Origin of the sequence: Streptomyces sp. TLI_185 (assembly GCF_003814765.1) — a bacterium.
Lineage (GTDB): Bacteria > Actinomycetota > Actinomycetes > Streptomycetales > Streptomycetaceae > Streptomyces.
In genome coordinates, this window is record NZ_RKRB01000001.1 from 708,439 (window position 1) to 734,215 (window position 25,777).

A 25,777-nucleotide genomic window follows, 5' to 3' on the forward strand; every position below is an offset into this window, starting at 1 on the left:
CACGGAACGTGGGAGGCACCGGATGGCCAGAAGGGTGACGCCCGCACTCGCGGTCGGCGTGGCGGTGATGTGCGCGACCGGGGCAGCGGCCACGCCCCCGAACTCCGACCTGGAGGTGGTCCGGCTCGACCCCGCCGCCGCGCCGCCCGGCGGCCGTACCGTGGTGCACGCCTTCGTGGCCAACAGGGGCCCGGAGCAGACCGCCTCGCCGTTCACCGTGGTGGTGCGGCTGCCACCGGGCTTCACCGCCCGGGGACCGTACTTCCCCGAGGACTGCCGTGCCGAGGCCCGCGGCCGCCTGGTGCGCTGCACCTTCGGGCCCGGTCTGGCGCTACTGCGGACGGCCACCGCACTGGTTCCGGTCCGGGTGGACGCGGACATGCCCCCCGGCACCAAGACCGAGGGGCACGTCCAGGTGATGAGCGTCGACGACCGCGATCCGCGCAACGACCGTACGCCGTTCACCCTGTCCGTCGACTGCTGATCAGCGGTACACCTTCACGTAGTCCGCCTGCATGGTCAGCGGCGTCGAACCGCTCGGCGCGGGGTGGTACTGGCCGGCGCTGACCGACAGGTTGAGGATCAGGTACGCGGAGAAGTCGCTGCCCACACCGTGGCCGTCGGAGTAGACCTTCTTGCCGTTGACGTACCAGTCCACCGAGCTCGCGCCGTAGTGGGTGCCGATGGTGACCCACTGCCCGGGAGCGACGGCGGCGGAGTCCGTGTAGTACTTGGAGCCGGAGGTGACGTGGTTGGTCAGCTCCAGCAGGTTCGGGTTGTCCGGGTGGTACTCGAAGGAGTCGATCTCGCCGTTGCCGTCCTTCCAGGTCCACAGCGCGGGCCAGGCGCCGCTGCCGGAGGGCATTTTGACCCGGGTCTCGGCGTAGTCGCCGGTCTTCACCTGAAAGCCGCCGCTGGAGCCCTCGGTGGTGAGCAGGCCGGTGGTCCAGGCCTGCTTGCCGCTCTCCAGGGTGTGCGAGGAGGGCTGGGCGGTGAAGGTCGCGATGCCACCCGAGGTGGTGACCTTGCTCTGGTCCAGCCAGTCGAGCTTGTTGTCGTCCGGGTTGTGGTTGCCGTAGCGGTAGGACGAGCTCTTGTCGCCGACCCACTTCGAGCCCCAGGCGATGCTGCCCGAGAAGTCGTCGGACCAGACCACGGACTGACCGGAGACCGGCGAGCCGCCGCTGCTCGACGTCGCGGTCGAGGCCGCCGCGACGGTCAGCTTGTGCGAGGGCAGGTTGTGCCAGGCCCCGCCGGACTCCTGCCAGAAGCCGAAGATCGTGTACGAACCTGCCGGCAGTGTGCGCGGGGAGCTCGTGAACTTCGCACCGCCGGGGCATATCCGGACATTCGAGGCGTTTCCAGGGAAGTCCAGGTTCTTTCCGGCCGCGTCCCGGACGCCGACACCGAGGGTCTTGGCCGTGAAGCAGCTGGAGGAGTGCACGGTCAGCTTGGCCGACGCGGCGACGCCCGCGGTCATGGTGGCCGGCGTCAGGCTGTCCTGGGTGACGGAAGGGGCGGCGGCGGCCTGGCCGGCGAGCGGAAGGAGCAGCAGTGCGGCGGCTGCACCGACGACACCCAAGCGGGCAGGAGAGATGAACTGGCGCATGGTGGGGGGCTTCCTCAACGGCGCCTGCGAGATGAGCTGTCCTGGGCGGACCGCTGTCGTGTCCCGCAGGACTCGGCGTTCCGGCGGCGAAGGCCACCCGGGACGGACCCCCGGAGCCTAGGCAGATCCGCTGTCCACGGACAACGAGATCTCACTCACACACTCATGATCAACAGCCTGTAGGGGCCGACGCTCCCGCTGCCAGTCGGCACTACCTGGTCTGGCTGACCATGTCGCGGCCGTCGTACGCCTGCTTCCTCCGCGACGCGCTAACCGTGCAGTTCCCGATAGGCGGCGACGGCCCCGGGGTGCAGGGGAACCACGCCGGTGGAGATCAGGCTGCGGACGTCGAGGAACTGGGTGCCGAGCGCCGTGGTGGGGACCAGGCGCGTGGCCCGGCGGACCAGTACGCGGGTGAGGGCGGCGGCGACGGGCGCGGGCAGATCGGGGCGGCACAGGAGCAGGTTGGCCACGCCGATGGTGGCCACCTCGGGCGTTCCCCGGTAAGCCCCCGCCGGCACCGTCACCGCTTCCAGACCCGAGCCGGCCCGTCCCGGGCCGGTGCGCAGTCGCGGCAGCAGACCGGCCAGCGGCAGGAGGCGGATGCCCGGGAGCGTGTCGAGGCGGGTCAGCACTGGCAGAGGTACCCCGCCTGCGACCAGCAGGGCGTCGACGACGCCGTCCCGCATCGCGCGCGCCGCCTGTGGCATCAGCAGGTGGCGGACCTGTACGTCGGTGCCCGGGACGAGGCCCGCGGCGCGCAGCAGGCGGTCGCCGAGCACGGCTCCGCCGGATGCGGGCGCACCCAGTGAGACGGTGCGCCCCGCCAGCTCGGCGACGCTGCGGACGCTCGCGTCGGCGCGCACGGCCAGCTGGACGTAGTTCTCGTAGACCCGGCCGATCGCGCGCAGCGGGACACGGCGGCCGAATGGTGCGGAGCCCTCGTACGCGGCCCACGCGATGTCGGCCAGGGCCAGGGCCACCTCGGTCCGGCGTGACTGAAGCAGCCGTACGTTGGCGACACTGCCCTCGCTGCGGATCACCTCACAGGACAGCCGGGGATGGGCCGCCGTGACCTGCTCGCCGAGCAGTCGGCCGAAGGCCGCGTAGAACCCGTCCGCCTCACCGGTCGCGATCCGCAGACCGCCTTCCGCGCCGCGGTCGGCGTGCCGTGCGTCGGCTGCCGCGGCGCCTGCCAGCAGTCCGGTGCATGCCGTGCCGAGCGCGGCCCGCAGAGCGGTGCGGCGGGCGGTGCGGGCGTAGGCCGCCTGCGCGCCGGGTATGCCGTGTCCTCGCTCTGCGCTCATCTCGTGGCCCCCCTCTGCTCCTTGGGGACCACGACCCGGACCACCAGGCCGTGCGGCTCGGCCGCCGCGAACTCGACGTGTCCGCCGCGGCCGCCCACCAGCTGCTCGGCGATCGCCAACCCGAGGCCGCTGCCGCGTACGTCGCGGTTGCGCTCCGAACGCCAGAAGCGGGTGCCCGCCCGGGCGAATTCCCCGTCGGCAAGGCCCGGCCCGTCGTCCCGTACCTCGAACACCGCGTCCGGGCCCCGGGTGAAGCAGCGCGTCTCGACGCGGGCGCCGTCGCCGGCGTACTTGATCGCGTTGTCGAGGAGGATGTCGGCCACCTGGGCCAGTTCGCCCTCCGTGCAGGTCATGAGGACGGACGGGCCGGGGGTGAACTCCAGGCGCACTCCGCCCTGTTCGGCCACCGGCTGCCACAGCCGCGCCTGGGCCGCAGCGACCGCCGTCGCGTCGCAGCATGCTCCCCGCACATCCGTGACGGACAGTTCGCCGGCGCGGTGTTCGGCGTTCGCGAGCGCCAGCAGGTCGTCGAGGAGATGCTCCATGCGTTCGAGTTCGGCGGTGACTCCGCGGTAGGTGCGGGTCGCGGAGGCGGGAAGGCGGGACTGGAGCGAGTCGATGCGCAGGCGCAGTGCGGCGAGCGGATTGCGCAGCTGGTGCGAGGTGTCGGCCACCAGACGGCGCTGCTGTTCCAGTGCCGTGGTCACTGCGTCGGCCATGCGGTTGAAGCCGGTGGCCAGTTGGCGCAGTTCTGGTGGCCCGCCGGTCCGTGCGTGCTCGGCCGGCAACCCGGCCGCCAGCGCGCCGACCGCACGGTCGAGGCGATGCAGGGGGCGTACGACCCACCGCGTGGCGGCGCGGGCGAGCAGCACGCAGGCCACGGCGACCAGGCCCGCGCCCGCGAGGACCAGCGCCCAGCGCAGGGCGATGTCGGCGGCGGCGGCCTGGACCGAGGCGCGCAGGACGACGGCCCCGGACACCCGGGTGCCGGTGCCCACCGGGCGAGCCAGCAGGTCCGCGCCGTGGGACCAGGGGCGCAGTGTGCCCCCGGGCGAGACGCGCTGGTTGCGCAGCGCCGCGTCGACCAGGCGGGCGACGGCGGGGTCGGCCGCGCGCATGCCGCCCGTCTGCACCACCGGGGCGCGGCGGGCGTCGACGACCACCACCGCCTCGCCGTACAGCTCGGTGTAGCGGGTCACTTCGGCGGTCAGCGTGCCGGTGTCGCCGCCCTCGGCGGCGTGCTCGGCCAGCGAGGCGAAGCGGTCGAGATCGGCGGTGCGCGCCGCGACGAGCTGCTGGGTGCGCTGGGACGCCGTGACGCCCAGCAGTGGTACGGCGAAACCGGCCACCGCGAGCACGGCGAAGGCCAGGACGACCGTCAGTACCCGGGTACGCATGGCAGGACCCGGCCGGCTCAACCGCCGAACCGGTAGCCGAAGCCCCGGATGGTGGTCAGCACCTCGGGACGGCCGAGTTTGGCCCGCAGCTGGGTGAGGTGGACGTCGAGCGAGCGGGACACGGCGAGGTAGGCGTCACCCCACACCTCGTCCATCAGCTGCTGACGGCTGACCGCGGTACCGGGCCGGGCCGCCAGCGCGGCGAGGACCGCGAACTCCTTGGTGGTCAGCCGCACTTCGCCGCCGCCGACCGTCACCCGGCGCGCGTCGAGGTCGACCTCGACGTCGGCGGCGCGGACCGTGCGCGGCGCGGGAGCGGCCGGTGTCGTGGCGCGGCGGGTGACGGCCTCGATACGGGCCAGCAGCTCGGCGAGCCGCACCGGCTTGACCAGGTAGTCGTCGGCGCCCAGCCGCAGACCGCGCACCACCGACCGCTCGTCGCCCCGCGCGGTGAGGACCACGACCGGAAGGCCACTCACGGTGCGCAGCTTGCGCAGCACCTCCAAGCCGTCGAGATCGGGCAGACCGAGGTCGAGCAGCAGCAGGTCGGCCTGGCGGTGGCGGACGAGGACCTCTTCGCCGCGCCGCACCCGGGTGGGCAGGTGACCGTGCTCGTAGAGGACCTCGGTCAGCGCACCGGCCACACCGTCGTCGTCCTCGGCCAGCAGCACGCGCACGGTCACCTCCTTTCGTCCCGTCGGCCTTACGACCGGGAGACATCCTCGTCCAGCGGCGATCCGTCCGACGTCTCGCGCATCCGAATGTAGACGACCAGCGAGATCAGAACGCAGGCGGTGACGTAGTAGAAGTACCAGCTCTCGTGTCCGGCGTTCTTGAACCACAGGGCGACGTACTCGGCGCTCCCGCCGAACACGGCCACGGTCAGCGCGTAGGGCAGGCCGACCCCGAGCGCCCGGATCGAGGTCGGGAACAGCTCGGCCTTCACCACCGCGCTGATCGAGGTGTACAGCGAGCTGACGGCCAGTGGCACAACCATGAGCAGGAACGCGTACACGGGATCGCTGGTGTGGGAAAGGAGGGTGAGCGAGGGCACCACCACGGCGGCGCCCAGCACCCCGAAGGCGATCAGCATCGGACGGCGCCCCAGCCGGTCGGACAGCAGACCCACGACCGGCTGCAGCACGACGAACACGAGCAGCGCGAAGAAGTTGATCCAGGCCGCCGTCGGCTTGGCGATGCCGCTGGTGTTGACCATGAACTTCTGCAGGTACGTGGTGTACGTGTAGAAGAACAGCGTGCCGCCCATGGTCAGTCCGACGACGACCAGGCACTGCCGCGGGTAGGACAGCAGCAGCCGCACGCTGCCCCGCGCCGGGCCACCGTTGCCCTTCTCCTTCTCCGCACCCTCGGCGGCGGCGCGCTCGAAGCTCTCCGACTCGTCCATGCCGCGCCGCAGCCAGAGCACGACGACCGCTCCCGCGGCGCCGACGACGAACGCGACCCGCCAGCCCCAGGCCTCCAGCTGAGCGGTGCTGAGCACCTGCTGCAGGATGATCTGCAGGCCCAGGGCCGTCAGCTGGCCGGCGATGAGGGTGACGTACTGGAAGCTGGAGTAGTAGCCACGGCGGCCGGGCGAGGCCACCTCGGACATGTAGGTGGCCGAGGTCGAGTACTCACCGCCGACCGAGAGGCCCTGCAGCAGCCGCGCAGTCACCAGCAACACCGGCGCGACGGCCCCGATCGAGCCGTACGACGGGGTCAGTGCGACGATCAGCGAACCGGCGGCCATGAGGGTCACCGACAGGGTCAGGGCCGCGCGCCGGCCACGGCGGTCGGCGTAGCGGCCGAGCACCCAGCCGCCGATCGGCCGCATCAGGAAGCCGACGGCGAACACCGCGGCGGTGTTCAGCAGCTGGGCGGTCTGGTCGCCCGAGGGGAAGAAGACGGCGGCAAAGTAGACGCTGAACGCGGTGTACGCATACCAGTCGTACCACTCGATCAGGTTGCCGATCGATCCGCGCAGGATGTTGCTGACGACCCTGCGTTCATCACGGCGCTGCTTTTGCGCGCGCCCGGTCATGCTCTGTGTGGCCATCGGAACTCCCTTGTCTGCGGCCCGGGAGCTCACAGGCTCGACGGCAACACAGGGGCGCTCAACATCGGGAACCAAGTCCTAACAGTCCCTTAGGACGGAGACGGCGGCCTGCGCCCACAGGCCGTCGGCGGCGGCTACGAACCCGTCCGTTGCCCACCGCGACGTGGGGGCCGGGTGCCGAGTCCGGCGTCGCGGCGCATGCTCGCACTGCCGGCCGCGACCCCGGCCGAGGGAATGGAGTCCCTCGCCCGCGCGGTTGAGGAGCTGCGCGCCGCGGTCGGCATCGAGCCGACGTTCCAGGCCCTCGGGGTCGACGAGCGCACCTTCCTCGACGGGCTGCCGCAGCAGGCCCTGAACGCCTACGAGGACCAGTGCGCACCCGCCAACCCGCGGATGCCGATGCTCGACGACATGCAGAGGCTCATGCGCACGGCCTACTACGGCGGCGAGGGAGACGGATCGCAAGCGTAGGAGCACCGGACGGCGACCGGTGGCGTGACACCGGCCTGGCCCCCAACCACCTTGAGAAACAGGGCGGTTGGAGGCCAGGCCGGTCCTGACGCCATTCTCGAGGCTCAAGGGCGGGTATGCGGTCGCCCACAGCCGGAGCGGGAAGGACCCATTCGCTTCTCGCGAATTCCGGTTGCGCGGTGCGTTCCGCCCGCCGCTGCTCCACGCCCCTTTTCAGGTCCTTCCCGCTGTATCCAGCGAACCATCCGGTGTTCTGCGCCGCCAGGGCCACTGGTCCCACAAGGGCGGGCCGTTCGGCCCGAGCGGTCAGTACGCGTCCAGGCCCAGCTCGCGGAACTGGTCCCGGACCCGCCCGACCAGGTCGGGCCCCGGGGTGGGCGTGTTGCGCAGGCGGAAGGGGATGCCGAGTGCGTCGTACTTCGCCGCGCCGAGCTTGTGGAAGGGCAGGACGTCGACGCGGTCGACGTTGCCGAGGCCGGCGAGGAAGCGGGCGAGGCCATACACCGCGTCCGGTGAGTCGGTCCAGCCGGGCACCAGTACGTACCGGATCCACATCCGGTTGCCGAGCCGGTCCAGGCGCCCGGCGAACTCCAGGGTGGGGGCGAGTTCGCCGCCGGTCAGCTCCCGGTAGGTGCGGACGTCGAAGGACTTGATGTCCAGCAGGACCAGGTCGGTGTCGGCGAGCAGTGCGTCGGTGGCGCGGGCGCCCAGGAAGCCGGAGGTGTCCAGGGCTGTGTGCAGTCCGGCCTCCTTGCAGCGGCGCAGCACGGCGGCCGTGAAGGCCGGCTGGAGGAGCGCCTCGCCGCCGGTGATGGTCACCCCTCCCCCGGCCGTCGTGAGGAACGCCCGGTACTTGCCGATCTCCGCCATCACCTCGTCGACCGTGGCCTCCCGCCCGTCGCGCATGTGCCAGGTGTCGGGATTGGCGCAGTACAGACAGCGCAGTGGGCAGCCGCTGACGAAGAGCACGAACCGGGTCCCGGGACCGTCCACGCCGGTGGACAGGTCCCAGGAGTGGATCCGGCCCGTTGTCCGGGCGAGGCCGGTTTCCCGTTCGGGCCCCGGGACAGTCGACCGGTCGGTCGCGGTGGTCACAGCGATCCGTGGAAGGTGCGGCTGATCACGTCGAGCTGCTGCTCGCGGGTCAGGCGGACGAAGTTGACGGCGTAGCCGGAGACCCGGATCGTCAACTGCGGGTACTTATCCGGGTGTTCCATGGCGTCCTCGAGGACCGCCCGGTTCAGGACGTTGACGTTCATGTGGAATCCGCCGGATGCCATGTAGGCGTCGAGGATGCCGGCCAGGTGGCCCGCGCGTTCCTCGGGGACGTGCCCCAGGCCCTCCGGGGTGATGGTGGTCGTCAGCGAGATGCCGTCGCGGGCCTGCTCGTACGGCAGTTTCGCCACCGACAGCGCGGAGGCTGCGACGCCGTGCCGGTCCCGGCCGTTCATGGGGTTGGCGCCGGGCGCGAAGGGCTGTCCGGCGCGGCGCCCGTCGGGGGTGTTGCCGGTGTGCTTTCCGTAGACGACGTTGGAGGTGATCGTCAGCACCGACTGGGTGTGCTCGGCGTCCCGGTAGGCGGGGTGTTTGCGCACCTTCGCCATGAACGACTCCACGAGGTCGACGGCGAGGGCGTCGGCGCGGTCGTCGTTGTTGCCGTACGCCGGGAAGTCGCCCTCGGTCTCGAAGTCGACGGCCAGTCCGGTCGCGTCCCGGATGACCTTCACGCGCGCGTACTTGACGGCCGAGAGACTGTCGGCCGCGACCGAGAGACCGGCGATGCCGCACGCCATGAAGCGGTGCACGGGGTGGTCGTGCAGGGCCATCTCGATGCGCTCGTAGGCGTACTTGTCGTGCATGTAGTGGATGACATTGAGTGCGTTGACGTAGGTCTGCGCCAGCCAGTCCAGGACCCGGTCGTACGCCGCCGACAGCTCCTCGTAGTCCAGGTACTCGCCGGTCAGCGGGGGCATCTCGGGGGTGATCCGGTCGCCGGTCATCTCGTCGCGGCCGCCGTTGACGGCGTAGAGCAGGGCCTTGGCGACATTGACGCGGGCGCCGAAGAACTGCATCTGCTTGCCCACCGCCATCGCCGAGACGCAGCAGGCGATCGCGGTGTCGTCGCCGGTGCGCGGGCGCATGAGGTCGTCCGACTCGTACTGGACGGCACTGGTGTCGATGGACGCCTGGGCGCAGAACTCCTTGAATCCCGCGGGCAGTCGGGGGGACCACAGCACGGTCATGTTCGGTTCGGGGGCGGGGCCGAGGTTGTACAGGGTCTGCAGGAAGCGGAAGGAGGTGCGGGTGACCAGCGGGCGGCCGTCCGTGCCGATGCCGCCGATCGACTCCGTCACCCAGGTCGGGTCGCCTGAGAAGAGCGTGTCGTACTCGGGTGTCCGCAGGAACCGTACGATCCGCAGCTTGATCACGAAGTCGTCGATCAGCTCCTGGGCGAGGGTCTCGTCGATGACGCCCGCCGCCAGGTCGCGCTGGAGGTAGACATCCAGGAAGGTGGAGGTGCGGCCCAGGGACATGGCGGCGCCGTTCTGCTCCTTCACGGCCGCCAGGAAACCGAGGTACAGCCACTGCACGGCCTCCTGCGCGGTGGCGGCGGGCCGGGAGACGTCGCAGCCGTAGGCCGCCGCCATGCGGGTGAGCTCCCCCAACGCCTTGATCTGCTCGGCGAGTTCCTCGCGGTCGCGGATGACGTCCGCGGTGGAGGGCCGGGTGTCGAGCCGGGCGCGTTCGGCGCGCTTGGCCTCGGTGAGGCGGTCGGTGCCGTACAGGGCGACGCGCCGGTAGTCGCCGATGATCCGGCCGCGGCCGTAGGCGTCGGGCAGGCCGGTGATGATGCCGGCCTTCCGGGCGGCTCGCATCTCGGGGGTGTAGGCGTCGAAGACGCCGTCGTTGTGCGTCTTGCGGTAGGTGCCGAAGACCTTCGTCACGAACGGGTCGGGCTGGTAGCCGTACGCCTTCAGCCCGTTCTCCACCATCCGCAGACCGCCGCCCGGCATGATGGCGCGCTTGAGCGGAGCATCGGTCTGCAGGCCGACGATGAGCTCACGTTCGCGGTCGATGTAGCCGGGGGCGTGCGAGGTGATTGTCGACGGGGTCGCGGTGTCCACGTCGAGGATGCCGCGCGTGCGCTCCTCGGGGAACAGTCCGCTGACCTTCTCCCAGACGGTCCGGGTGCGCTCGGTGGGGCCGGCCAGAAAGGCCGCGTCGCCCTCGTAGGGCGTGTAGTTGGCCTGGATGAAGTCACGCACGTCGATGCGCTCACGCCACCCCGTCCCGGCGAACTCCCGCCAGGCGTCGGCGGTCCGGGGGCCGGCTGTCACGGTCGCGGTCATCACGGATCCTCTCCTGTACCTGTATCTCGCCATCAAGGTTCCTCGTCCGGGCTGATCGTGAGCAGTGCCGTACAGGGCACCGGCCGGTCCCGTCCGGCACGGGCCTGCCGGGACCTTCGACCCACCCGGCGCGACGGACCGCCGGCAACCCGGTCCAGGATGTGGATCTGCGTCACCCTGCGTCGGGGCGACCACGATCAGCTCCCGCCCTGCCGCCCGCACGGCCCGGCCGAAGGCCACCGGCACCCCTGCCCCGCGCGTACCAGCCCGGGCAGGCCTTCCGGCAGACGCTCCAGCGCGGCACGCAGATCGGCTTCCGCCACCGTCAACATGTCCGGGGTCAGCTCCGAGTACCCCACCGCTGCGGTCACCCCTTGTCCCTTCCCGCCGTACGGTGATTCCGGGCTCGTTCCCGCATGTGCGGCTCCGCCCTGTCCCGGCCTCGGGTGCCCCATTGCTCTCGACCCGGCGCGAGCCGACGGAGCGGGCCAGGGATGTGCCACCGCCTGCGGAGAGGACCGCCCGACCGAGTCCGAAGACGGGATCCGAGCGGCAGGGGCGAGGCCACGAAACGAGTCAAGTCAGCACGCCCGGCTGATGACCAGGGTCCAATGGCCCTGGCACAGGATGCCCGACGCACCTTCCATGGAGGCCGTCAGACAGCACAACCGTGGCGGTGAACGCCGACACCACAAGGGCCCGCGGTCAGCGACGGGACGGCGCCCGCGGGCCATCGCGGTTGATCAACAAGTCATCGGGGCCGAGCCCTCGCGGCCAGGACAGGTTGATAGAAACCACTGGTTTCCGGCATCTGCCATGTGACGTCGGTGAAGTCGGCCGCGGTCACGGCTTCGGTCACCTCGCTGCGAGTGAGCGCCCAGGAGGCGGTGCGGCGGACCCGCACCTCCCAGCCGTCTCCTTCGGGCACGAGCTGGAAGTATTCCTGGTCGTAGCGCTCGCCGTCGTCGTGCCAGTGCCACAGCTGGAAGGTGATCGACCGGCCGTCCGTGCCGTGCGAGACCTGGGGCGGTGCGGAGGCGGGGCGGGTCCGGCGGAGGTCGTCGTAATCCCGGAGTGTGAGCAGGAGCAGGCCGCCGTCCGTCAGCACCCGTCGCATCTCGCGCAGGGCCGCCGCCACGTCCCGCGCCGTCAGCAGGTGGGCGAGCGAGTTGTCGGCGCACACGACCACGTCGAAGGCGCCCGGTCCGAAGGGGAGTCGACGCATGTCCGCCGCCACCGCGGGCAGGGCGACGCCGCGGGCCGCGGCCTCGACCGCGGCCCGCGCGGCTGCGACGGGGCTCACGTCACTGCCGGCCACCCGATGTCCGGCGCGGGCGAGCCCGATCGCCTGGGTGCCGATGCCGCAGGCGCAGTCGAGCAACCGGTGCGGTCCGGCGCCGAGTTCCCTGCGGACGAGAGCGTCCAGGGCCGCGGCCTGGCGGGTCATGCTCGCATCCCAGTCGGGAAAGATGCGGTGGTAGTCGGCGGCTAGTGAGTCGTAGAAGTCCCGCGCCGAGTCCTTCACTCGCCCGTCGCCTCCAGCACCGCCATCGCCGCGTTGTGCCCCGGCACCCCGCTCACGCCCCCACCCCGCACCGCGCCCGCCCCGCACAGCAGCACGTTCGCGTGCCGGGTCTCCACGCCCCAGCGGCCGGTGCCGTCCTGGGCGTGGGGCCAGGTCAGTTCGCGGTGGAAGATGTTGCCGCCGGGCAGGCGCAGGTCGCGTTCCAGGTCGAGCGGGGTCTTGGCCTCGATGCAGGGGCGGCCGTCGGCGTCGGTCGCCAGGCAGTCGGCGAGGGGTTCGGCGAGGTGGGCGTCGAGCTGGGCGAGGGTCGACTTGAGCAGTTCCTCCCGTACGGAGTCGTTGTCCCGCTCGAAGAGCCGGGCCGGGGTGTGCAGGCCGAACAACGTCAGCGTCTGGTAGCCCTGTTCGACGAGGTCGGGGCCGAGGATCGTCGGGTCGGTGAGGGAGTGGCAGTAGATCTCCGAGGGTGGCGCGGCGGGGAGTTGGCCGGAGGCGGCCTGGGCGTGGGCGGCTGCGAGTTGCTGGTAGCCCTCCGCGATGTGGAAGGTGCCGGAGAACGCCTCGCGCGGGTCGACGGAGCTGTCGCGCAGCCTCGGCAGCCGCTTGAGGAGCATGTTCACCTTGAGCTGGGCGCCCTCGGCAGGGGCCGGGGGCGTGTCGCCGGTCAGTTCGGCGAGGGCCTGCGGGGAGGCGCCCACGAGGACGTGCCGGGCGGCTGCGACGCCTTCCCCGTCCGCCGTGCGGTAGGTGATCTCGGCGATTCGGCCGTCCGTGTCGATGCGTACGGCCTCGTGGCCGGTGGCGAGGACGGCGCCCGCGTCCCGGGCGGCCCCGGCCAGGGCGTCGGTCAGGGCGCCCATGCCGCCGACAGGAACGTCCCAGGCGCCGGTGCCGCCGCCGATCACGTGGTAGAGGAAGCAGCGGTTCTGGGCCAGTGAGGGGTCGTGGGCGTCGGCGAAGGTGCCGATGAGGGCGTCGGTGAGGACGACGCCTCGCACGAGGTCGTCGGCGAAACGGCTCTCGACCGCGGTGCCGATGGGCTCCTCGAACAGCGTCCGCCAGGCCTCCTCGTCGTCGATGCGGCGGCGCAGTTCGTCGCGGGCGGGCAGCGGTTCGGTGAGCGTCGGGAAGACCCGCTCGGCGACGCGGCCGGTCATGCCGTAGAAGCGCTGCCAGGCCTCGTACTCGCGGTCGGAGCCGGTGAGCCGGGCGAAGGCCTCCCGGGTCCGCCGCTCGCCGCCGCCGACCAGGAGTCCGGTGGGCTGCCCGTCCCGTTCCACGGGGGTGTACGAGGAGATGGTGCGGGCGCGGACACGGAAGTCCAGCCCGAGGTCGCGCACGATCTTCTTCGGCAGCAGGCTGACCAGGTAGGAGTAGCGCGACAGCCGTGCGTCGATGCCGGCGAAGGGGCGGGTGGAGACCGCGGCTCCTCCGGTGTGGTCCAGCCGCTCCAGGACCAGTACCGACCGTCCGGCCCGGGCCAGGTAGGCGGCGGCGACCAGGCCGTTGTGGCCTCCGCCGACGATCACAGCGTCGTAAGTCCGGTGTCCCTCGTGTGCAGCCATGGTTCTTGGTAACACGCGATGATCGTCAGCGGCCAGGGGTGTACGGCGACGGGGTCAGCGCCCGCCCGGACGCGCGCTGCCGGCGCAGTACCGCCACCCGGCGGTACAGCTCGACGGCCTCGGCGCCCCGGCCGAGCTGTTCCAGGCAGTGGGCCTCGTCGATGCGGCTGGCGAGCATGCGGGGTGGCCAGGGCCCTGAACATGTTCGCGGACGGCAGCCACACCACGCTGCACGGCCCACCCATCGCGCCCACGACCCCGCCGGCCAAGGCCCACGGCTGCCCAGGCGACCATCGACAACCGGCCACGAGGATCGCGACGCGCGTCAGCGCCCGCCGGTCCCGCGCTGCCGGCGCAGTACCGCCACCCGGCGGTACAGCTCGACGGCCTCGGCGCCCCGGCCGAGCTGTTCCAGGCAGTGGGCCTCGTCGCTGCGGCTGGCGAGGGTGTCGGGGTGGTCGGGGCCCAGCACGCGCTCGCGGGCCGCAGCGACGCGCCGGTATTCGGTGAGGGCGTCGGACCAGCGGCCCAGCCAGCCGAGGCCGACGGCGACCTCGCGACGGCTGACCAGGGTGTCGGGGTGGTCGGGGCCCAACACGCGCTCGCGGATCGCGCAGACGTCGCGGGACTCGGCGAGGGCCTCCTCCCAGCGGCCCAGGCGGCCGAGGTTGACGCCGAGGCCGTGGCGGGCGCGCAGGGTTTCGGGGTGGGTGGGGCCCTGGACGCGGGTGCGGTCGTCGATCAGGTCGCGGTACAGGGTGAGTGCCTCGCCGCTGCGTCCCAGGCGGCCGAGGCTGATGCCGACCTCGTAGCGGGCGGCGAGGGTGTCGGCGTGGTCGGGGCCGAGGGCCTGGGCGCGGGCCTCGGCGACCTCGCGGTAGGTCTGCAGGGCCTCGGGCCAGCGACCCAACTGGCCGAGCGCATAGGCCACTTCGTAGCGGGTGACGAGGGTGTCGGGGTGGTCGGGGCCGAGCACGCGGGCGCGGGCTGCGGCCACGTCGCAGGCCATGCGGTACGAGTCCTCGAGGCGGCCGAGTCTGCTGAGGTTGAAGGCGAGGTTGTGGCGGCAGCGCAGGGTGTCGGGGTGGTCGGGGCCCATGACGCGCTCCCGGGCTGCGAGCACGGACGTGTACACCTGGTGGGCGTCGAAGTGACGGCCCAACTGGCCCAGCACGTATGCCATTTCCTGCCGGGCTGCGAGCGTGTCGGGGTGGTCGGCGCCCAGGGCGCGGGTTCTCGCGGCGGCCACGAACTTGTACTCCTGCAGGGCGTCGGCGGCGCGGCCGGTGCGGCTGAGGGTGAAGGCGACCTCGTAGCGGCTGGCGAGGGTGTCGGGGTGGTCGGGGCCGAGCAGATGGGCGCGTTCGGCGGCGACCGCGCGGTGCACTTCGCCCGCCTCTGCCCAGCGGCCGAGGCGTCCCAGGCTGAGCCCGGCGTTGTGCCGCCCGGCGAGGGCAGTGAGGATCTCCGCGGAGGGCGCGGGAGGCCGGTCGGGGGCGGGTTCCTCGCTGTGTCCGTTCGCGGGACGAGGAATCCATTCGCCGGTGAGGGCCGCTCCGGCGTCCGGGGGTGTGGTGCCGAGGCCGGCGCCGGTGGCCTTGTGCCCGGTGGTCATGCCGCGGGTCCAGGAGGGCAGCCGGGCCTCGCGGGAGGGGACCTGCTCGGGCGGTCGGAGCACCGGCTGCGGGGTCACGACGGTCGGTACGTACGCCGGTGTCGTGCGGCCCGTGCTGATCCGGCGGCCCAACTCCCGGGCGTCGTGCGGGCGTTGCTCAGGGAGTTTGGCCAGCAGATCCAGAATGATCTTCTCGAGGTAATCGGGCAGTTCGGCCCGCCGGCTGCGCGGCGGGCGGGGCGGGGTGTCGCGGTGGCCGACGAGGATCGCCCAGGCGTCGTCGAGGTCGAACGGCGGTGCGCCGGTGGCGATCTCGTACAGGACGCAGCCCAGCGAGTACAGGTCGCTGCGCTGGTCGACCTCCAAGCCGCCGATCTGCTCCGGCGACATGTAGTGCGGGGTGCCCATCGCGATGCCGGTGCCCGTCAGCCGGGAGGTGAAGCCGATGTCGGCGCCGAGGCGGGCGATGCCGAAGTCGCAGATCTTCACCGTGCCGTCGGCCAGCCGCATGATGTTGGCGGGTTTCAGGTCGCGGTGCACGATGCTCTGTTGGTGGGTGTAGGCGAGGGCGGAGGCGACCTGGTCGGCGATCTCGACGACGTCGCCGACCGGCAGCGGGTGGTGCTTGTTGTCCTCCAGGAGCTGGGAGAGGTTGCGGCCCTCCAGGAGTTCCATGACCAGGTAGAGGATGCCGTCGGACTCGCCGAAGTCGTGCACGACGGTGATCCCGCGGTGCTGGAGGGCTGCGGCCACGCGGGCCTCGCGGCGAAAGCGTTCCCTGAGCACGCGGGTGAAGGACTGGTCGTGGTGCGGGCCGAGGGGCTTGAGGCACTTCACGGCGACATGACGGCCGAGCGACTCGTCGCGCGCACGCCACACCTCGCCCATCCCGCCCCGCCCGATCAGGTCGAGCAGCCGGTACCGGCCCTGGATCAGCCTGTTGTCCCCCATCTGCTGCGATCGCCCCCGTAACTTTTCGCCCGCCCACCCCTGGCTCGTCCAGTATGGCGAGCTATCGTCCGAGTTTGTACGGTGCCGGGCGGGACCCGGGGCCGAGCCGTGACATGGCGCGCAGGATGTGTTTGGGCGGGAGTTGCCAGCGCAGACGTGCGGGAATGCAGCGAAGCACGTTGCCTGTGGCACGCAGTTGCAGGGTGACGGTGTCGGGTTTCGGGGCAGGCCTGCCGTACAACTCGTGGGCGTACGGCGGCAGGGCGGCGTACGCCAGTCGGGCCGCGCGCCGCCACAGCACCTCGCGCGCGGGGACGAGGAGGGGGTGCGTCGGCGGGCGGAGCAGGAAGTCGTCCACTTCGCGTGCCTCGGGTCCGACGGCGAGTTCGGGCCGCACCTTGTCGAAGTAGGCGGCCATCTCCTCCTGATCGGCCGGTACGGCGTCGGGGTCGAGGCCCACCAGTCGGGCGCCGGCGCGCTGTTCACCGATGTAGCGGTCGGCCTGCGCGTCGGTGAGCGGGAAGCCGGAGCGGCGCGCGACCTGCAGATAGGAGTCGATCTCGGCGCAGTGCACCCACAGCAGCAGGTCCGGTTCGTCGACGCCGTACCGCTCCCCCGTGTCCGGGTCGGTCGCCGACAGCATCGTGTGGATCTTCCGGACGCGGGCGCCGGCCCGTTCGGCGGCCTCGGTGGTGCCGTAGGTGATGGTGCCGACGAAGTTGGCGGTGCGCATGAGACGGCCCCACGCGTCGCGCCGGAAGTCGGAGTTCTGCATGACGCCGCGCACGGCTCGGGGGTGCAGGGCCTGGAGGTAGAGCGCGCGGACGCCGGCGACCCACATCATCGGGTCGCCGTGCATCTGCCAGGTCACCGAGGACGGCCCGAAGAGCCCGGGGTCACCTGCCTGGATGTCCGTCACCTCTGCAGGCTAACGCCGCACCCTCGGCATCCCCAGACCGATCCACGAGATGATCTCCCGCTGGATCTCGTTGTTGCCGCCGCCGAAGGTGAAGATCACGGCGGACCGGTAGCCGCGCTCCAGTTCGCCGTGGAGCACCGCGCCCGCCGAGCCCTCCTTCAGCACGCCCGCCGCGCCGACGATCTCCATCAGCCAGGCGTAGGCGTCCCGGCGCGCCTCGGAGCCGTAGACCTTGACCGCGGAGGCGTCCTGAGGGGTGAGCGTGCCGTTCTGGACGGCGTGCACCATGCGCCAGTTGAGGAGCTTCATCGCGTCCAGCCTCGTGTGGGTCTGGGCGAGGCGGCGGCGCACCCAGGGCAGGTCGATGACGCGGCGGCCGTCGGCGAGTTTGGTCTCCGTGGCCCAGCGCTGGACGTCCTGCAGGGCGCGGATGGCCATGGTGCCGTGAGCGGCGAGGGTGACGCGCTCGTGGTTGAGCTGGTTGGTGATCAGGCGCCAGCCCTGGTTCTCGGCGCCGACGCGGCGGGAGACGGGGACGCGGATGTTCTCGTAGTAGCTGGCGGTGGTGTCGTGCGAGGCGAGGGTGTTGATGAGGGTGCAGGAGTAGCCGGGGTCGGTGGTGGGGACGAGGAGCATGGTGATGCCCTTGTGGGGTGGGGCGTCGGGGTCGGTGCGGGTCGCCAGCCAGACCCAGTCCGCGGTGTCGCCGTTGGTGGTCCAGATCTTCTGGCCGTTGACGACGTATTCGTCGCCGTCCCGTACGGCACGCGTCTTCAGGGACGCGAGGTCGGTGCCCGCGTCGGGTTCGCTGTAGCCGATCGCGAAGTCGATCTCGCCGGCGAGGATCTTGGGCAGGAAGTAGGCCTTCTGCTCGTCCGTGCCGAACTGCATGATGGTCGGTCCGACGGTGTTGAGCGCCATCAGCGGCAGCGGTACGCCGGCCTGGGCGGCCTCGTCGAAGAAGATGAACTGCTCCATCGCGGTCAGACCGCGCCCGCCGTACTCCTTCGGCCAGCCCACGCCGAGCCAGCCGTCGCTGCCCAGGCGCCGGATGGTCTCGCGGTAGAAGCGTTTCTGGGCGGCCGGGTCGCCGTGCCGGGCGTAGGCGTTGTCCGGCACCAACTCGGCGAAGTACGAGCGCAGTTCGGTGCGCAGCCGCTGCTGCTCGGGCGTGTATTCGAGGTGCACGGCGCCTCCAGGCTTCCCAGGCCGGTCCTGACGGCGCACACCGTAGAACGTGTTTCAGAAATTGGGAATGGCGAGGGGCATGGAAAGGGCCCGCGGTCGTCGACCGGGGGCCCTTTGCCGTGTGAACGGGTGGAACCGATCAGTGGGTGACGGGAGTTGGCCGGGTGGCGCCGTTCGCCCGCGCCGGTTTCGGGACGAGCACCCGCTCCGCCAGCACCCCGAAGACCAGCCCGAAGGAGGTCCACAGGGTCAACTGGACGGCCAGGGCCGCCAGTCGGAACTGCCAGAGCAGGGTGGCGGAGAAGTCCTTGGGGACCTCGTTGAAGGATGGCAGGAACGCGTACGCGAGCCCGATGGCAAGGACGAGGAACGCGCCCGCAGCGAGCGTGGCGTTCCAGTTGCCCAGGCGTGGTGCGAGGCGCTTGCCCAGGATGACGGCGGCGACGGCCAGCAGCACGCTCAGCACCACCATCAGGAAATAGAGCGTGGTGCGTTTGCCGATGGTGTCGGGGTCACCGACGGACGGCGGGTTGGCCGGGTACTTCAGGAACGGCACGACGTACACGGTGATCAGACCGGCGGCCGCCAGGAGCAGCGCGCTCGCGCGCGGCCCGAAGCGGCCGATGCGGCCGAGCGCAAAGCAGTACGCGAGGGCGGCGATGCCGCCGAACGCGACGCCGTAGACCAGGACACCGGTGGACAGGCCCGCGGTGGACTGCATCGTGCGGCTGACGGCTTCGACGCCGTGCTCGTGGGAGTGCGCCTCCTCGTAGGCGATGGCCGCGTCGACGCGCGGTTCACCGAGGAAGTAGGCGACGACGAGGGCGAGCAGGCCCGCGGCGAGTCCCGCGAGCATGCCACGCACCAGGAGGTTGCGGACGGTTGCCGAGTTCATGGGCGGTGGTGTTTTCTCGCCGTCCTCAGTGGCAGGGGAAGCCGAGCAGGTGGCGGGCGTCGTGCACCCACTCGTGGACGTTGTCTCCGTTCATCACGGAGGTGGCGCCCTGCTCGGCGCCGACGAAGTAGAGCAGAACCAGCATCAGGATGCCGAAGAAGACCGCCCAGGGGACGATCGCGCCGATCGGCAGCTTTGCCGGTACGACGGTGGGGGTGGTGGTCGGCTGAGCGACAGACTGCGCCATGGCAGGCCCTCCTGGGGAACTCGCGTCCCGTCTCGGTGGTGCACACGACGACGGGTGCGGGTCTGACTCACCCGGCACGCACCCAGGGTGCATGCCCGGCATACAGTGGCGCGACCGTGCCGGAGTTCCACCGGCTTCCGCTGTGCCGTCGTCAATATCCACGAGAAGGTACCGCGAAGCAGAGGTGTGGCCAAGGGCGCACGGGGCGGCCGTGAGCGCCCCTGGTGAGCCGTTTTCGCCGCCCGATCATGGTCAGTTCAAGGATTTCGAAGCGATTTCGAGCGCGGGAGTGGACACATGACGAGCCGAGTGATCTTGATCTCACCCGCGATCACCGCGGCCCTCAGGGAGGCCCGCTTCGACGACGGCTGCCCGCTGGACGCCTCCGGGCTGCGGCAGGCACGGGCGGCCGCCGGCACGCTCCCGGCGGCGGAAGGGGTCTGGGTCTCCCCCACCGTGCGCTGCCGCGAGACGGCGGGGGCCCTCGGCCTCGATGCCGTGGACGCGCCGGAGTTGGCAGCACTGGATACGGGCCGCTGGCGCGGTGCGACGCTGGCCGAGGTGAGCGGGCGGGAGCCGGAGGCGCTGGCCCGCTGGCTCTCGGACCCCGGGGCCGCGCCGCACGGCGGGGAGTCGGTGGCGGCGCTGTGCGACCGGGTGGCGGGCTGGCTGGAGACGGTCGCGCAGACGCCGGGCCGCACCCTCGCCGTGGTCGAGGCCGAGGCCGTACGGGCAGCGGTGATCCGGGCGCTCGGGGCGCCGGAGTCGGCGTTCTGGCGCGCGGATGTCCCGCCGCTGACGGCGGTCGAACTCAGCGGCAGGTCGGGGCGGTGGAACGTACGGCTCGGGCAGCCGCTCGGTGCCTCGCTGTGAGCCTCAGTTCAGCGTGGCGAGGAAGTCCGTGCACGCCTGTGCGCACTCCCGGCCCGCCTTCGCGCCGTCCTCGGCGCCCGGCAGCCGGTCGAAGGCATGCGCGCACTCCAGACACACGGTGCGGCACCACTCCACCTGGATGCGGATGGCGGCCTCGTCCAAGCTGTTCTGCTCGGACAGCACACGGCAGGTCGCGTCACACACCTCCGCGCACATGATGCCCTTGCGTCGTACGAGTTCCTGCTCCTCCGTGCCGTCCGGGTCCACGAGGCTGGCGCGCAGAGCACACGCGCGTGCGCACTCGGTGCACGCCTGCGCGCAGGCGAAGCGGTCCTCCAGGAACCGGAAGAGCTCCTGCTGGGTCGTCGAAGTCACACCTGGCGGGTTGCCGTCGTCGATCGCCTCAAACACCGGTGACCGCGGTCCGGCCCGATCGGGCCGGGACGGATCGGTTCGCGCCGGGTCCCATGGGTACCCGCGAGCCCATGAGCACCTCATGGATGGACATCGCCGCAGGCCGCGGCGCACTCGGGATCGGCCTGGTCGTCGTGGGGGTGGCGGTCGTGGCCCTGCTGATCGGTGCCTTCTTGCTGGGCGCCCGCATCCGTCGCCGCGAACCTGCTCCGCCACGCCCGGAGGAGCAGCCGCAGCTGCCGGAGGACGGCCCGGTCCGCGAGGTACGGGAGAACCGTGAGCCCGCCGAGATACCCCGCAGCGAGCACCGGCTGACCCCGCACGAGCTGCCCGGGCACGGCAACTCGCCGAGCCGGACCAGTGCGTCGCAGCAGCGGCGGCGCTGGAGCGAGGGCAGCAGCGGGGCGTTCGGCAGTGGTGGGCCCGGGAGCCGCTGACGCCGACCGCGTCCACCGGCACCGGGAGGAAGTGCGAGCCATCGCTGCCCTCGCCCGCAGGTGGTCGTGGTCGGGCAGCGGCAAGGTGCCGCCCAGCGGCGGGCTCGAGACGTCGTGCCCCTGACCCCCGAGGAGGGGTCCAGGAGCTGATCACCCACGCGCACGCGCAGGGCGACCGGCTCCCGGGCACCGCGCTGTGGATGGTGAACAGCCGGCTGCTCCGGTGCTCGCTGAACAACGGCAGCCCCGGACGGGCTGCGCGAGCGGGTTGCCCGCGGCGGCGGAGGCACCCGCCCCCGGAGACGGCTCACCTGGTGTCACTGGTCGCGGTGGTCTCGGTCAGGGCCGCGCGGCCCGCCTCGAGGCGTGCCGCCGGGATCCGGAACGGGGAACAGGAGACGTAGTCCAGTCCCACGCGGTGGAAGAAGTGGATCGAGTCGGGGTCGCCGCCGTGCTCCCCGCAGACCCCGGTCTCCAGGCGGGGATTGACGGCACGGCCCGCCTCAACGCCCAGCTCCACCAGCCGGCCGACGCCCTCCTGATCGATCGTCTCGAAGGGCGACACGGAGAAGACACCCTTGTCGATGTAGAGCGGGAAGAACGACGCTTCCGCGTCGTCGCGGGACAGACCCCAGGTCGTCTGGGTGAGATCGTTGGTGCCGAAGGAGAAGAAGTCGGCCGCCCGGGCGATGCGTCCGGCGGTGAGCGCGGCGCGCGGCAGCTCGATCATCGTGCCGATCGGGCAGTCGAGGGTCAGACCGGTCTCGGTCTCCACCTCGCCGAGCACCAGTTCCGCCTCAGCACGGGCCAGTTTCAGTTCCTCGACCGTGGCGACGAGCGGGATCATGATCTCGGCGCGCGGAGTGCCGCCGTCGCGCAGCCGCTCGACCACGGCCTCGGCGATCGCCTGCACCTGCATGGCCATCAGGCCCGGCACGGCCAGGCCCAGGCGGACTCCGCGCAGGCCCAGCATCGGGTTCTGCTCGTGCATCCGCTCCACGGCGGCGAGCAGTTCCCTCTCGTGCGGGTCCGGGTGCTCGGTGCGGGCCAGGCGGACGGCCAGTTCGGTGCGGTCGGGCAGGAACTCGTGCAGCGGCGGATCGATCAGCCGGATCGTCACCGGCAGCCCGTCCATCGCCTCGAGGATGGCGGTGAAGTCGGCCCGCTGCAGCGGCAGCAGGGCGTCCAGGGCCCGTTCGCGTGCGACGTCGTCACGGGCCAGGATCATCGCCTCGACGAGTTCCCTTCGCTCACCGAGGAACATGTGCTCGGTGCGGCACAGACCGATCCCCTGCGCCCCGAGCGCGCGGGCGCGGACGGCGTCCTCGGGTGTGTCGGCGTTGGCCCGCACCTGCAGGCGGCGCCCCGAGTCCGCGCGGGCGAGAGCGCCCAGCACGGCGTCGGTGAGCGGGTCCGTGGCGGTTCCGGTCTCCAGGGCGCGTCCGACGAGGGACGCGGTGAGCGGCAGGGCACCGAGGTGCACAGTGCCCGCCGAGCCGTCGACGGAGACGACGTCGCCCTCGCGGACCACGGCTCCGGACGGAGCGGTGAACTGCCGCGCGACCGGGTCCACGGCCAACTCCTCCGCGCCGCACACGCACACCTTGCCCATGCCGCGTGCGACGACCGCGGCGTGGCTGGTCTTGCCGCCCCGGCTGGTCAGGACGGCCTGTGCGGCGATCATGCCGGGCAGGTCGTCGGGGGTCGTCTCGCGGCGGACGAGGACCACCTGCTCGCCGGCCGCGGCACGCCGTACGGCCTCGGTGGAGTCGAAGACGACGGCGCCCACCGCGGCGCCCGGCGAGGCGGGCACACCGTGGGCGAGGGGCACGTCGGTGGTCTTCACGTCGAAGCGGGGGAACATCAGCCGGCTCAGTTCGGCGCCGTTCACACGCCCCAGCGCCTCGTCGGCGCTGATCGTCCCTTCCTCGCGCAGGTCGTGGGCGATGCGGAAGGCGGCCTCGGCGGTGCGCTTGCCCACCCTGGTCTGCAGGATCCACAGCTTGCCGCGTTCGACGGTGAACTCGACGTCGCACAGGTCGCGGTAGTGCTGCTCCAGGGTGCGCAGGTGGTCGCCGAGCTCGACGTAGGCGCGGGGGTCGAGCGACTTGAGCTCGCTCAGGGGCAGCGCGTCGCGCACGCCTGCGACGACGTCCTCGCCCTGCGCGTCGGGCAGATAGTCGCCGTACATGCCGCGTTCTCCGGTGGCGGGGTCGCGGGTGAAGGCGACGCCGGTGCCGCTGCTTTCGGATGTCACAGTGCTGCCGAGGTTGCCGAAGACCATGACCTGCACGTTGACGGCGGTGCCGAGGTCCTCCGGGATGTGTTCGCGGTGGCGGTAGACGTGGGCGCGTTCGGTGTTCCAGGAGTCGAAGACCGCGCGGACGGCGCGGGCGAGCTGGTGGGCCGGGTCCTGCGGGAAGTCCTCGCCGGTCTCCTTGCGGATGATGGCCTTGAACTCCTCGGTGAGTGCCGTGAGTTCGCCGACGTCGAGGTCGTGGTCGTCCGTCTTGTGCGCGGAGATGGCCTGCTCGAACAGGTCGCCGTCCACGCCCATCACGGTGTGACCGAACATCTGGATGAGGCGCCGGTAGGAGTCCCAGGCGAAGCGTTCCTGCCCTGATGCCTTGGCGAGCCCGGTGACGGACCGGTCGTTGAGCCCGATGTCGAGGATGGTGTCCATCATGCCGGGCATGGAGAAGCGGGCGCCCGACCGCACGGACACCAGCAGGGGGTCGTCGGGGGCGCCGAGGGTCCGTCCCATGACCCGCTCCAGACCGGCCAGGGCCTGGGCCGCCTCGACGCCGAGTTCGGGCGGCTCCTCGCCCGTGGCCAGGTAGACCTTGCAGGCGTCGGTGGTGACGGTGAATCCGGGCGGGACGGGCAGGCCGATCCGGGTCATCTCGGCGAGTCCGGCACCCTTGCCGCCGAGCAGGGCGGCCATGCCGCGGCCGCCCTCGGCGAATCCGTACACGTACTTCGTCGGCTTGGTCATTGCGGCCTCTCAGTCGTGGGGTACGACGGCCACGGGGCAGCCGACGTGGTGGATGGCGGCGTGGGCGACGGGGCCGGTACGAGGGACGGTGGGCCGCTCGGTCCTGCGGCGGCCGACGACGAGCAGGCCCGCCCCGGACGCGGCCCGCACCAGCACGGAGGCCGCCCGGCCCTCGGTCACGGTCTCGACGACCTCGACCTCGGGGTACTTCTCGCGCCACACCTGCAGTACGGCGCTCAGGAAGCCGAGCCACTCCTCGGCCCGGTCCGGACGTTTCACCAGGCCGATGTCCCCGGCACCGAGGCCGATCGGTGAGGGCTGCTGCCAGGCGTGCACGGCCTTCAGCCGTGAGCGCCGGAGCCGGGCCTCCTCGAAGGCGAACTCGATCACCTCGTCGCAGGGGTCGGCGAGGTCGATGCCGAGGACGACGTCCCGGTACCCGGTGCGGGTGGACTCAGCGCCGTCGTCGTCCGGCAGATGCTCGTCGGCGGCCTCCTCCCCGGACCGCACGAGGACGACCGGCCGGCCAGCCCCCGCCACCACGTCCAGTGCGACCGAACCGACCAGGAACCCGGTGAAGCCGCTGAGACCGCGCGAACCCAGGACCAGCAGGTCGGCCTGCTCGGCCGCCTTCAGCAGGGCGGCGGTCGCAGGGCCCTCGACCTGCTCCTGGTCGAGCTTGACGGCGGGGCAGGTGCGGCGGATGCGGTCCTCCGCCTGGCGCAGCGACCGCTGTGCAAGGTGCCTCTGGGCGGCCGTGGCGATCTCGCCGTCCTGCTGACGGGGGTGCCAGTTCCAGGCGTGCACGAGCCGCAGCGGCCGGTCGCGGCGCAGCGCCTCCCGGGCGGCCCACTCGGCCGCGGCGAGGCTCTCGCTCGATCCGTCGACTCCGGCGATGACGGGCGGAAGCATGGTGCGCACCTCCTGCGCTCGGTCTGCTCCTCACCACCAGCTTCGTCCCGCGGCCCACCGGCAGGCATGGGCCGCCAGGTCTCCAACCGGGTCCGTTCGGCCCCTGCGCACGGCGGGGACGGACGGCGAGTGTGGAAGGACCCCGGCCCGGAAGGCGGCACGCCATGCAACGAGTGATCATCGCCGGTGTCGACCGGTCGGCACGCAGTCGTGCCGCCGCCGACTGGGCCACACGCGAGGCGCTGCTGCGCGGGCTGCCGCTGCGAGTGGTGCATGTGGTGCCGGCGGCCTCCTTGGACCCGGTGGAGCAGTGGCCGTACCGTCCGGCGGCCGTGGCGGAGCATGTGGTGGCCGAACTCGTCGAGCGGCACCCGGCGTTGCGGGTGCGCGGCGAGAGCCACACCGGGATGCCGGCCCCGGTGCTGCGGGCGGTGGGCGAGGGGGCGGAGCTGGTCGTGCTCGGCCTGCGCGGCGAGGGCGGCCGTGCGGGGATCACGGTGGGCGCCACCGCTGCGGCCCTGGCAGAGGGGTCCCCCGGGCCGGTGGTCCTGGTCCCCGGACCGATCGTCGGCCAGGGTCCGCCGCGCCCGTCCGCCGGAGTGACCATCGGCGTCGACGTCCGGGACCCGGTCGGCGGCGCGCTGGACTTCGCCTTCGAGGCGGCCCGGCTGCGCGGTGCACGGCTGCATGCGGTGTACGCGTGGAAGCTGCCCGCATCCGCCGCCGCTTCGCCCTTCCCCGTCCTGGAGGAGGACCGCGCCACCTGGGAGGACCACGAGGTGCAATTGCTGTCCGACGTGCTGCGGCCGTGGCGCACGAAGTACCCGGACGTCGACGTCCTCGAGGACGTCGTGCTGTTCCCCCCGGTGGAGGCCCTCGTGCACGCCTCGGAAGGTGCCGAACTGGTGGTGGTCGGGCGGCGTTCCGCCCCGGGTGCCAAGCTCCCAGAACTGCTGGAGCACTCCCGTTGCCCGGTCGCCGTCGTCCCCGCATGATCAGGGGAGGGTCGGCCCCGGCACTTGGGTCGTTCGGCCCCTGTGGGGCCGGATGG

The 25,777-nt window shown here is 71.9% G+C and carries 23 protein-coding genes, 1 pseudogene and 1 riboswitch; of the genes and pseudogenes, 5 read left to right on the top strand and 19 right to left on the bottom strand.

Annotated features, from left to right (window positions below; translation table 11 throughout):
* The first annotated feature begins 22 nt into the window (after positions 1-22).
* The gene (locus EDD92_RS03190; RefSeq protein ID WP_123962890.1) at positions 23-484 is read left to right on the top strand and encodes a hypothetical protein; all 462 of its coding nucleotides are present in this window, start codon (positions 23-25) and stop codon (positions 482-484) included.
* On the opposite strand, the gene EDD92_RS03195 is transcribed toward EDD92_RS03190, so the two are convergent.
* From EDD92_RS03195 to EDD92_RS03215, 5 genes are all read right to left on the bottom strand, one after another.
* Positions 485-1,609 (bottom strand): glycoside hydrolase family 16 protein, encoded by a 1,125-nt coding sequence (locus EDD92_RS03195; RefSeq protein ID WP_123962891.1) that lies wholly within the window; start codon positions 1,607-1,609, stop codon positions 485-487.
* A 269-nt stretch (positions 1,610-1,878) separates the two neighbouring features.
* The gene (locus tag EDD92_RS03200) at positions 1,879-2,916 is read right to left on the bottom strand and encodes a TAXI family TRAP transporter solute-binding subunit (RefSeq protein ID WP_123962892.1); all 1,038 of its coding nucleotides are present in this window, start codon (positions 2,914-2,916) and stop codon (positions 1,879-1,881) included.
* Positions 2,913-4,313: a HAMP domain-containing sensor histidine kinase gene (locus tag EDD92_RS03205; protein WP_123962893.1), complete on the bottom strand. Its 1,401-nt coding sequence runs from the start codon at positions 4,311-4,313 to the stop codon at positions 2,913-2,915. The genes EDD92_RS03200 and EDD92_RS03205 overlap by 4 nt, the downstream gene beginning before the upstream one ends.
* A 17-nt stretch (positions 4,314-4,330) precedes the next feature.
* Positions 4,331-4,990, bottom strand: a complete 660-nt coding sequence (locus EDD92_RS03210) for a response regulator transcription factor (protein ID WP_185123916.1) — start codon at positions 4,988-4,990, stop codon at positions 4,331-4,333.
* Between the two features lie 26 nt (positions 4,991-5,016).
* On the bottom strand, positions 5,017-6,369 hold the full coding sequence (locus EDD92_RS03215) for an MFS transporter (RefSeq protein WP_123962895.1): 1,353 nt from the start codon (positions 6,367-6,369) through the stop codon (positions 5,017-5,019).
* A 195-nt stretch (positions 6,370-6,564) separates the two neighbouring features.
* Between EDD92_RS03215 and EDD92_RS03220 the strand changes: the two are divergent.
* A pseudogene (locus EDD92_RS03220) lies at positions 6,565-6,840 on the top strand (hypothetical protein); the annotation flags it as partial.
* A gap of 306 nt (positions 6,841-7,146) precedes the next feature.
* On the opposite strand, the gene pflA reads toward EDD92_RS03220, so the two are convergent.
* From pflA to EDD92_RS03265, 11 genes are all read right to left on the bottom strand, one after another.
* Positions 7,147-7,860 (bottom strand): pyruvate formate-lyase-activating protein, encoded by a 714-nt coding sequence (gene pflA, locus EDD92_RS03225; protein ID WP_260327270.1) that lies wholly within the window; start codon positions 7,858-7,860, stop codon positions 7,147-7,149.
* A gap of 71 nt (positions 7,861-7,931) precedes the next feature.
* Positions 7,932-10,190, bottom strand: coding sequence for a formate C-acetyltransferase (gene pflB / locus EDD92_RS03230; protein WP_123962897.1), 2,259 nt, complete (start codon positions 10,188-10,190; stop codon positions 7,932-7,934).
* 197 nt (positions 10,191-10,387) lie between these two features.
* A complete protein-coding gene (locus EDD92_RS49730) occupies positions 10,388-10,561 on the bottom strand; it encodes a hypothetical protein (RefSeq protein ID WP_185123917.1) in 174 nt (57 codons plus the stop codon).
* A 380-nt stretch (positions 10,562-10,941) separates the two neighbouring features.
* On the bottom strand, positions 10,942-11,715 hold the full coding sequence (locus tag EDD92_RS03235; RefSeq protein WP_260326290.1) for a class I SAM-dependent methyltransferase: 774 nt from the start codon (positions 11,713-11,715) through the stop codon (positions 10,942-10,944).
* On the bottom strand, positions 11,712-13,280 hold the full coding sequence (locus EDD92_RS03240; RefSeq protein ID WP_185123918.1) for an NAD(P)/FAD-dependent oxidoreductase: 1,569 nt from the start codon (positions 13,278-13,280) through the stop codon (positions 11,712-11,714). The genes EDD92_RS03235 and EDD92_RS03240 overlap by 4 nt, the downstream gene beginning before the upstream one ends.
* 25 nt (positions 13,281-13,305) lie before the next feature.
* Positions 13,306-13,458 (bottom strand): hypothetical protein, encoded by a 153-nt coding sequence (locus EDD92_RS49735; RefSeq protein WP_185123919.1) that lies wholly within the window; start codon positions 13,456-13,458, stop codon positions 13,306-13,308.
* Positions 13,459-13,605: 147 nt separating this feature from the next.
* Positions 13,606-15,846, bottom strand: a complete 2,241-nt coding sequence (locus EDD92_RS03245; protein WP_123962899.1) for a serine/threonine-protein kinase — start codon at positions 15,844-15,846, stop codon at positions 13,606-13,608.
* Between the two features lie 61 nt (positions 15,847-15,907).
* Positions 15,908-16,705: an oxygenase MpaB family protein gene (locus EDD92_RS03250; protein WP_123970246.1), complete on the bottom strand. Its 798-nt coding sequence runs from the start codon at positions 16,703-16,705 to the stop codon at positions 15,908-15,910.
* A gap of 69 nt (positions 16,706-16,774) precedes the next feature.
* Positions 16,775-17,953 (bottom strand): acyl-CoA dehydrogenase family protein, encoded by a 1,179-nt coding sequence (locus EDD92_RS03255; protein WP_123962900.1) that lies wholly within the window; start codon positions 17,951-17,953, stop codon positions 16,775-16,777.
* A 139-nt stretch (positions 17,954-18,092) separates the two neighbouring features.
* Positions 18,093-18,848: a CbtA family protein gene (locus tag EDD92_RS03260; RefSeq protein ID WP_123962901.1), complete on the bottom strand. Its 756-nt coding sequence runs from the start codon at positions 18,846-18,848 to the stop codon at positions 18,093-18,095.
* A 25-nt stretch (positions 18,849-18,873) separates the two neighbouring features.
* Entirely contained in the window at positions 18,874-19,095 is a 222-nt protein-coding gene (locus tag EDD92_RS03265) for a CbtB domain-containing protein (protein WP_123962902.1), read from the bottom strand.
* 60 nt (positions 19,096-19,155) lie between these two features.
* A riboswitch (cobalamin riboswitch) is annotated at positions 19,156-19,234 on the bottom strand.
* A gap of 158 nt (positions 19,235-19,392) precedes the next feature.
* Between EDD92_RS03265 and EDD92_RS03270 the strand changes: the two genes are divergently transcribed.
* Complete coding sequence (locus tag EDD92_RS03270) at positions 19,393-19,968, top strand: histidine phosphatase family protein (RefSeq protein ID WP_123962903.1); 576 nt, start codon at positions 19,393-19,395, stop codon at positions 19,966-19,968.
* 3 nt (positions 19,969-19,971) lie between these two features.
* Here the strand turns inward: EDD92_RS03270 and EDD92_RS03275 are convergent, their stop codons facing one another.
* Positions 19,972-20,343 (bottom strand): ferredoxin, encoded by a 372-nt coding sequence (locus EDD92_RS03275; protein ID WP_099933893.1) that lies wholly within the window; start codon positions 20,341-20,343, stop codon positions 19,972-19,974.
* Positions 20,344-20,453: 110 nt separating this feature from the next.
* On the opposite strand from EDD92_RS03275, the gene EDD92_RS03280 reads away from it, so the two are divergent.
* Entirely contained in the window at positions 20,454-20,819 is a 366-nt protein-coding gene (locus EDD92_RS03280; RefSeq protein WP_123962904.1) for a DUF6479 family protein, read from the top strand.
* A 307-nt stretch (positions 20,820-21,126) separates the two neighbouring features.
* Here EDD92_RS03280 and ppdK read toward each other — a convergent pair whose 3' ends face one another.
* On the bottom strand, positions 21,127-23,814 hold the full coding sequence (gene ppdK, locus EDD92_RS03285) for a pyruvate, phosphate dikinase (protein ID WP_123962905.1): 2,688 nt from the start codon (positions 23,812-23,814) through the stop codon (positions 21,127-21,129).
* Between the two features lie 9 nt (positions 23,815-23,823).
* Complete coding sequence (locus EDD92_RS03290) at positions 23,824-24,726, bottom strand: universal stress protein (protein WP_123962906.1); 903 nt, start codon at positions 24,724-24,726, stop codon at positions 23,824-23,826.
* Between the two features lie 164 nt (positions 24,727-24,890).
* Between EDD92_RS03290 and EDD92_RS03295 the strand changes: the two genes are divergently transcribed.
* The gene (locus EDD92_RS03295) at positions 24,891-25,721 is read left to right on the top strand and encodes a universal stress protein (protein ID WP_123962907.1); all 831 of its coding nucleotides are present in this window, start codon (positions 24,891-24,893) and stop codon (positions 25,719-25,721) included.
* Positions 25,722-25,777: the final 56 nt, after the last annotated feature.

What these genes read in the sequence shown, in the direction of transcription:
- EDD92_RS03190 (WP_123962890.1), top strand. Translation starts at nt 23, where the DNA reads ATGGCCAGAAGGGTGACGCCCGCACTCGCGGTCGGCGTGGCGGTGATG.
- EDD92_RS03195 (WP_123962891.1), bottom strand. Translation starts at nt 1,609, where the DNA reads ATGCGCCAGTTCATCTCTCCTGCCCGCTTGGGTGTCGTCGGTGCAGCC.
- EDD92_RS03200 (WP_123962892.1), bottom strand. Translation starts at nt 2,916, where the DNA reads ATGAGCGCAGAGCGAGGACACGGCATACCCGGCGCGCAGGCGGCCTAC.
- EDD92_RS03205 (WP_123962893.1), bottom strand. Translation starts at nt 4,313, where the DNA reads ATGCGTACCCGGGTACTGACGGTCGTCCTGGCCTTCGCCGTGCTCGCG.
- EDD92_RS03215 (WP_123962895.1), bottom strand. Translation starts at nt 6,369, where the DNA reads ATGGCCACACAGAGCATGACCGGGCGCGCGCAAAAGCAGCGCCGTGAT.
- pflB (WP_123962897.1), bottom strand. Translation starts at nt 10,190, where the DNA reads ATGACCGCGACCGTGACAGCCGGCCCCCGGACCGCCGACGCCTGGCGG.
- EDD92_RS03240 (WP_185123918.1), bottom strand. Translation starts at nt 13,280, where the DNA reads ATGGCTGCACACGAGGGACACCGGACTTACGACGCTGTGATCGTCGGC.
- EDD92_RS49735 (WP_185123919.1), bottom strand. Translation starts at nt 13,458, where the DNA reads ATGCTCGCCAGCCGCATCGACGAGGCCCACTGCCTGGAACAGCTCGGC.
- EDD92_RS03245 (WP_123962899.1), bottom strand. Translation starts at nt 15,846, where the DNA reads ATGGGGGACAACAGGCTGATCCAGGGCCGGTACCGGCTGCTCGACCTG.
- EDD92_RS03250 (WP_123970246.1), bottom strand. Translation starts at nt 16,705, where the DNA reads ATGCACGGCGACCCGATGATGTGGGTCGCCGGCGTCCGCGCGCTCTAC.
- EDD92_RS03260 (WP_123962901.1), bottom strand. Translation starts at nt 18,848, where the DNA reads ATGAACTCGGCAACCGTCCGCAACCTCCTGGTGCGTGGCATGCTCGCG.
- EDD92_RS03265 (WP_123962902.1), bottom strand. Translation starts at nt 19,095, where the DNA reads ATGGCGCAGTCTGTCGCTCAGCCGACCACCACCCCCACCGTCGTACCG.
- EDD92_RS03270 (WP_123962903.1), top strand. Translation starts at nt 19,393, where the DNA reads ATGACGAGCCGAGTGATCTTGATCTCACCCGCGATCACCGCGGCCCTC.
- EDD92_RS03280 (WP_123962904.1), top strand. Translation starts at nt 20,454, where the DNA reads ATGAGCACCTCATGGATGGACATCGCCGCAGGCCGCGGCGCACTCGGG.
- ppdK (WP_123962905.1), bottom strand. Translation starts at nt 23,814, where the DNA reads ATGACCAAGCCGACGAAGTACGTGTACGGATTCGCCGAGGGCGGCCGC.
- EDD92_RS03290 (WP_123962906.1), bottom strand. Translation starts at nt 24,726, where the DNA reads ATGCTTCCGCCCGTCATCGCCGGAGTCGACGGATCGAGCGAGAGCCTC.
- EDD92_RS03295 (WP_123962907.1), top strand. Translation starts at nt 24,891, where the DNA reads ATGCAACGAGTGATCATCGCCGGTGTCGACCGGTCGGCACGCAGTCGT.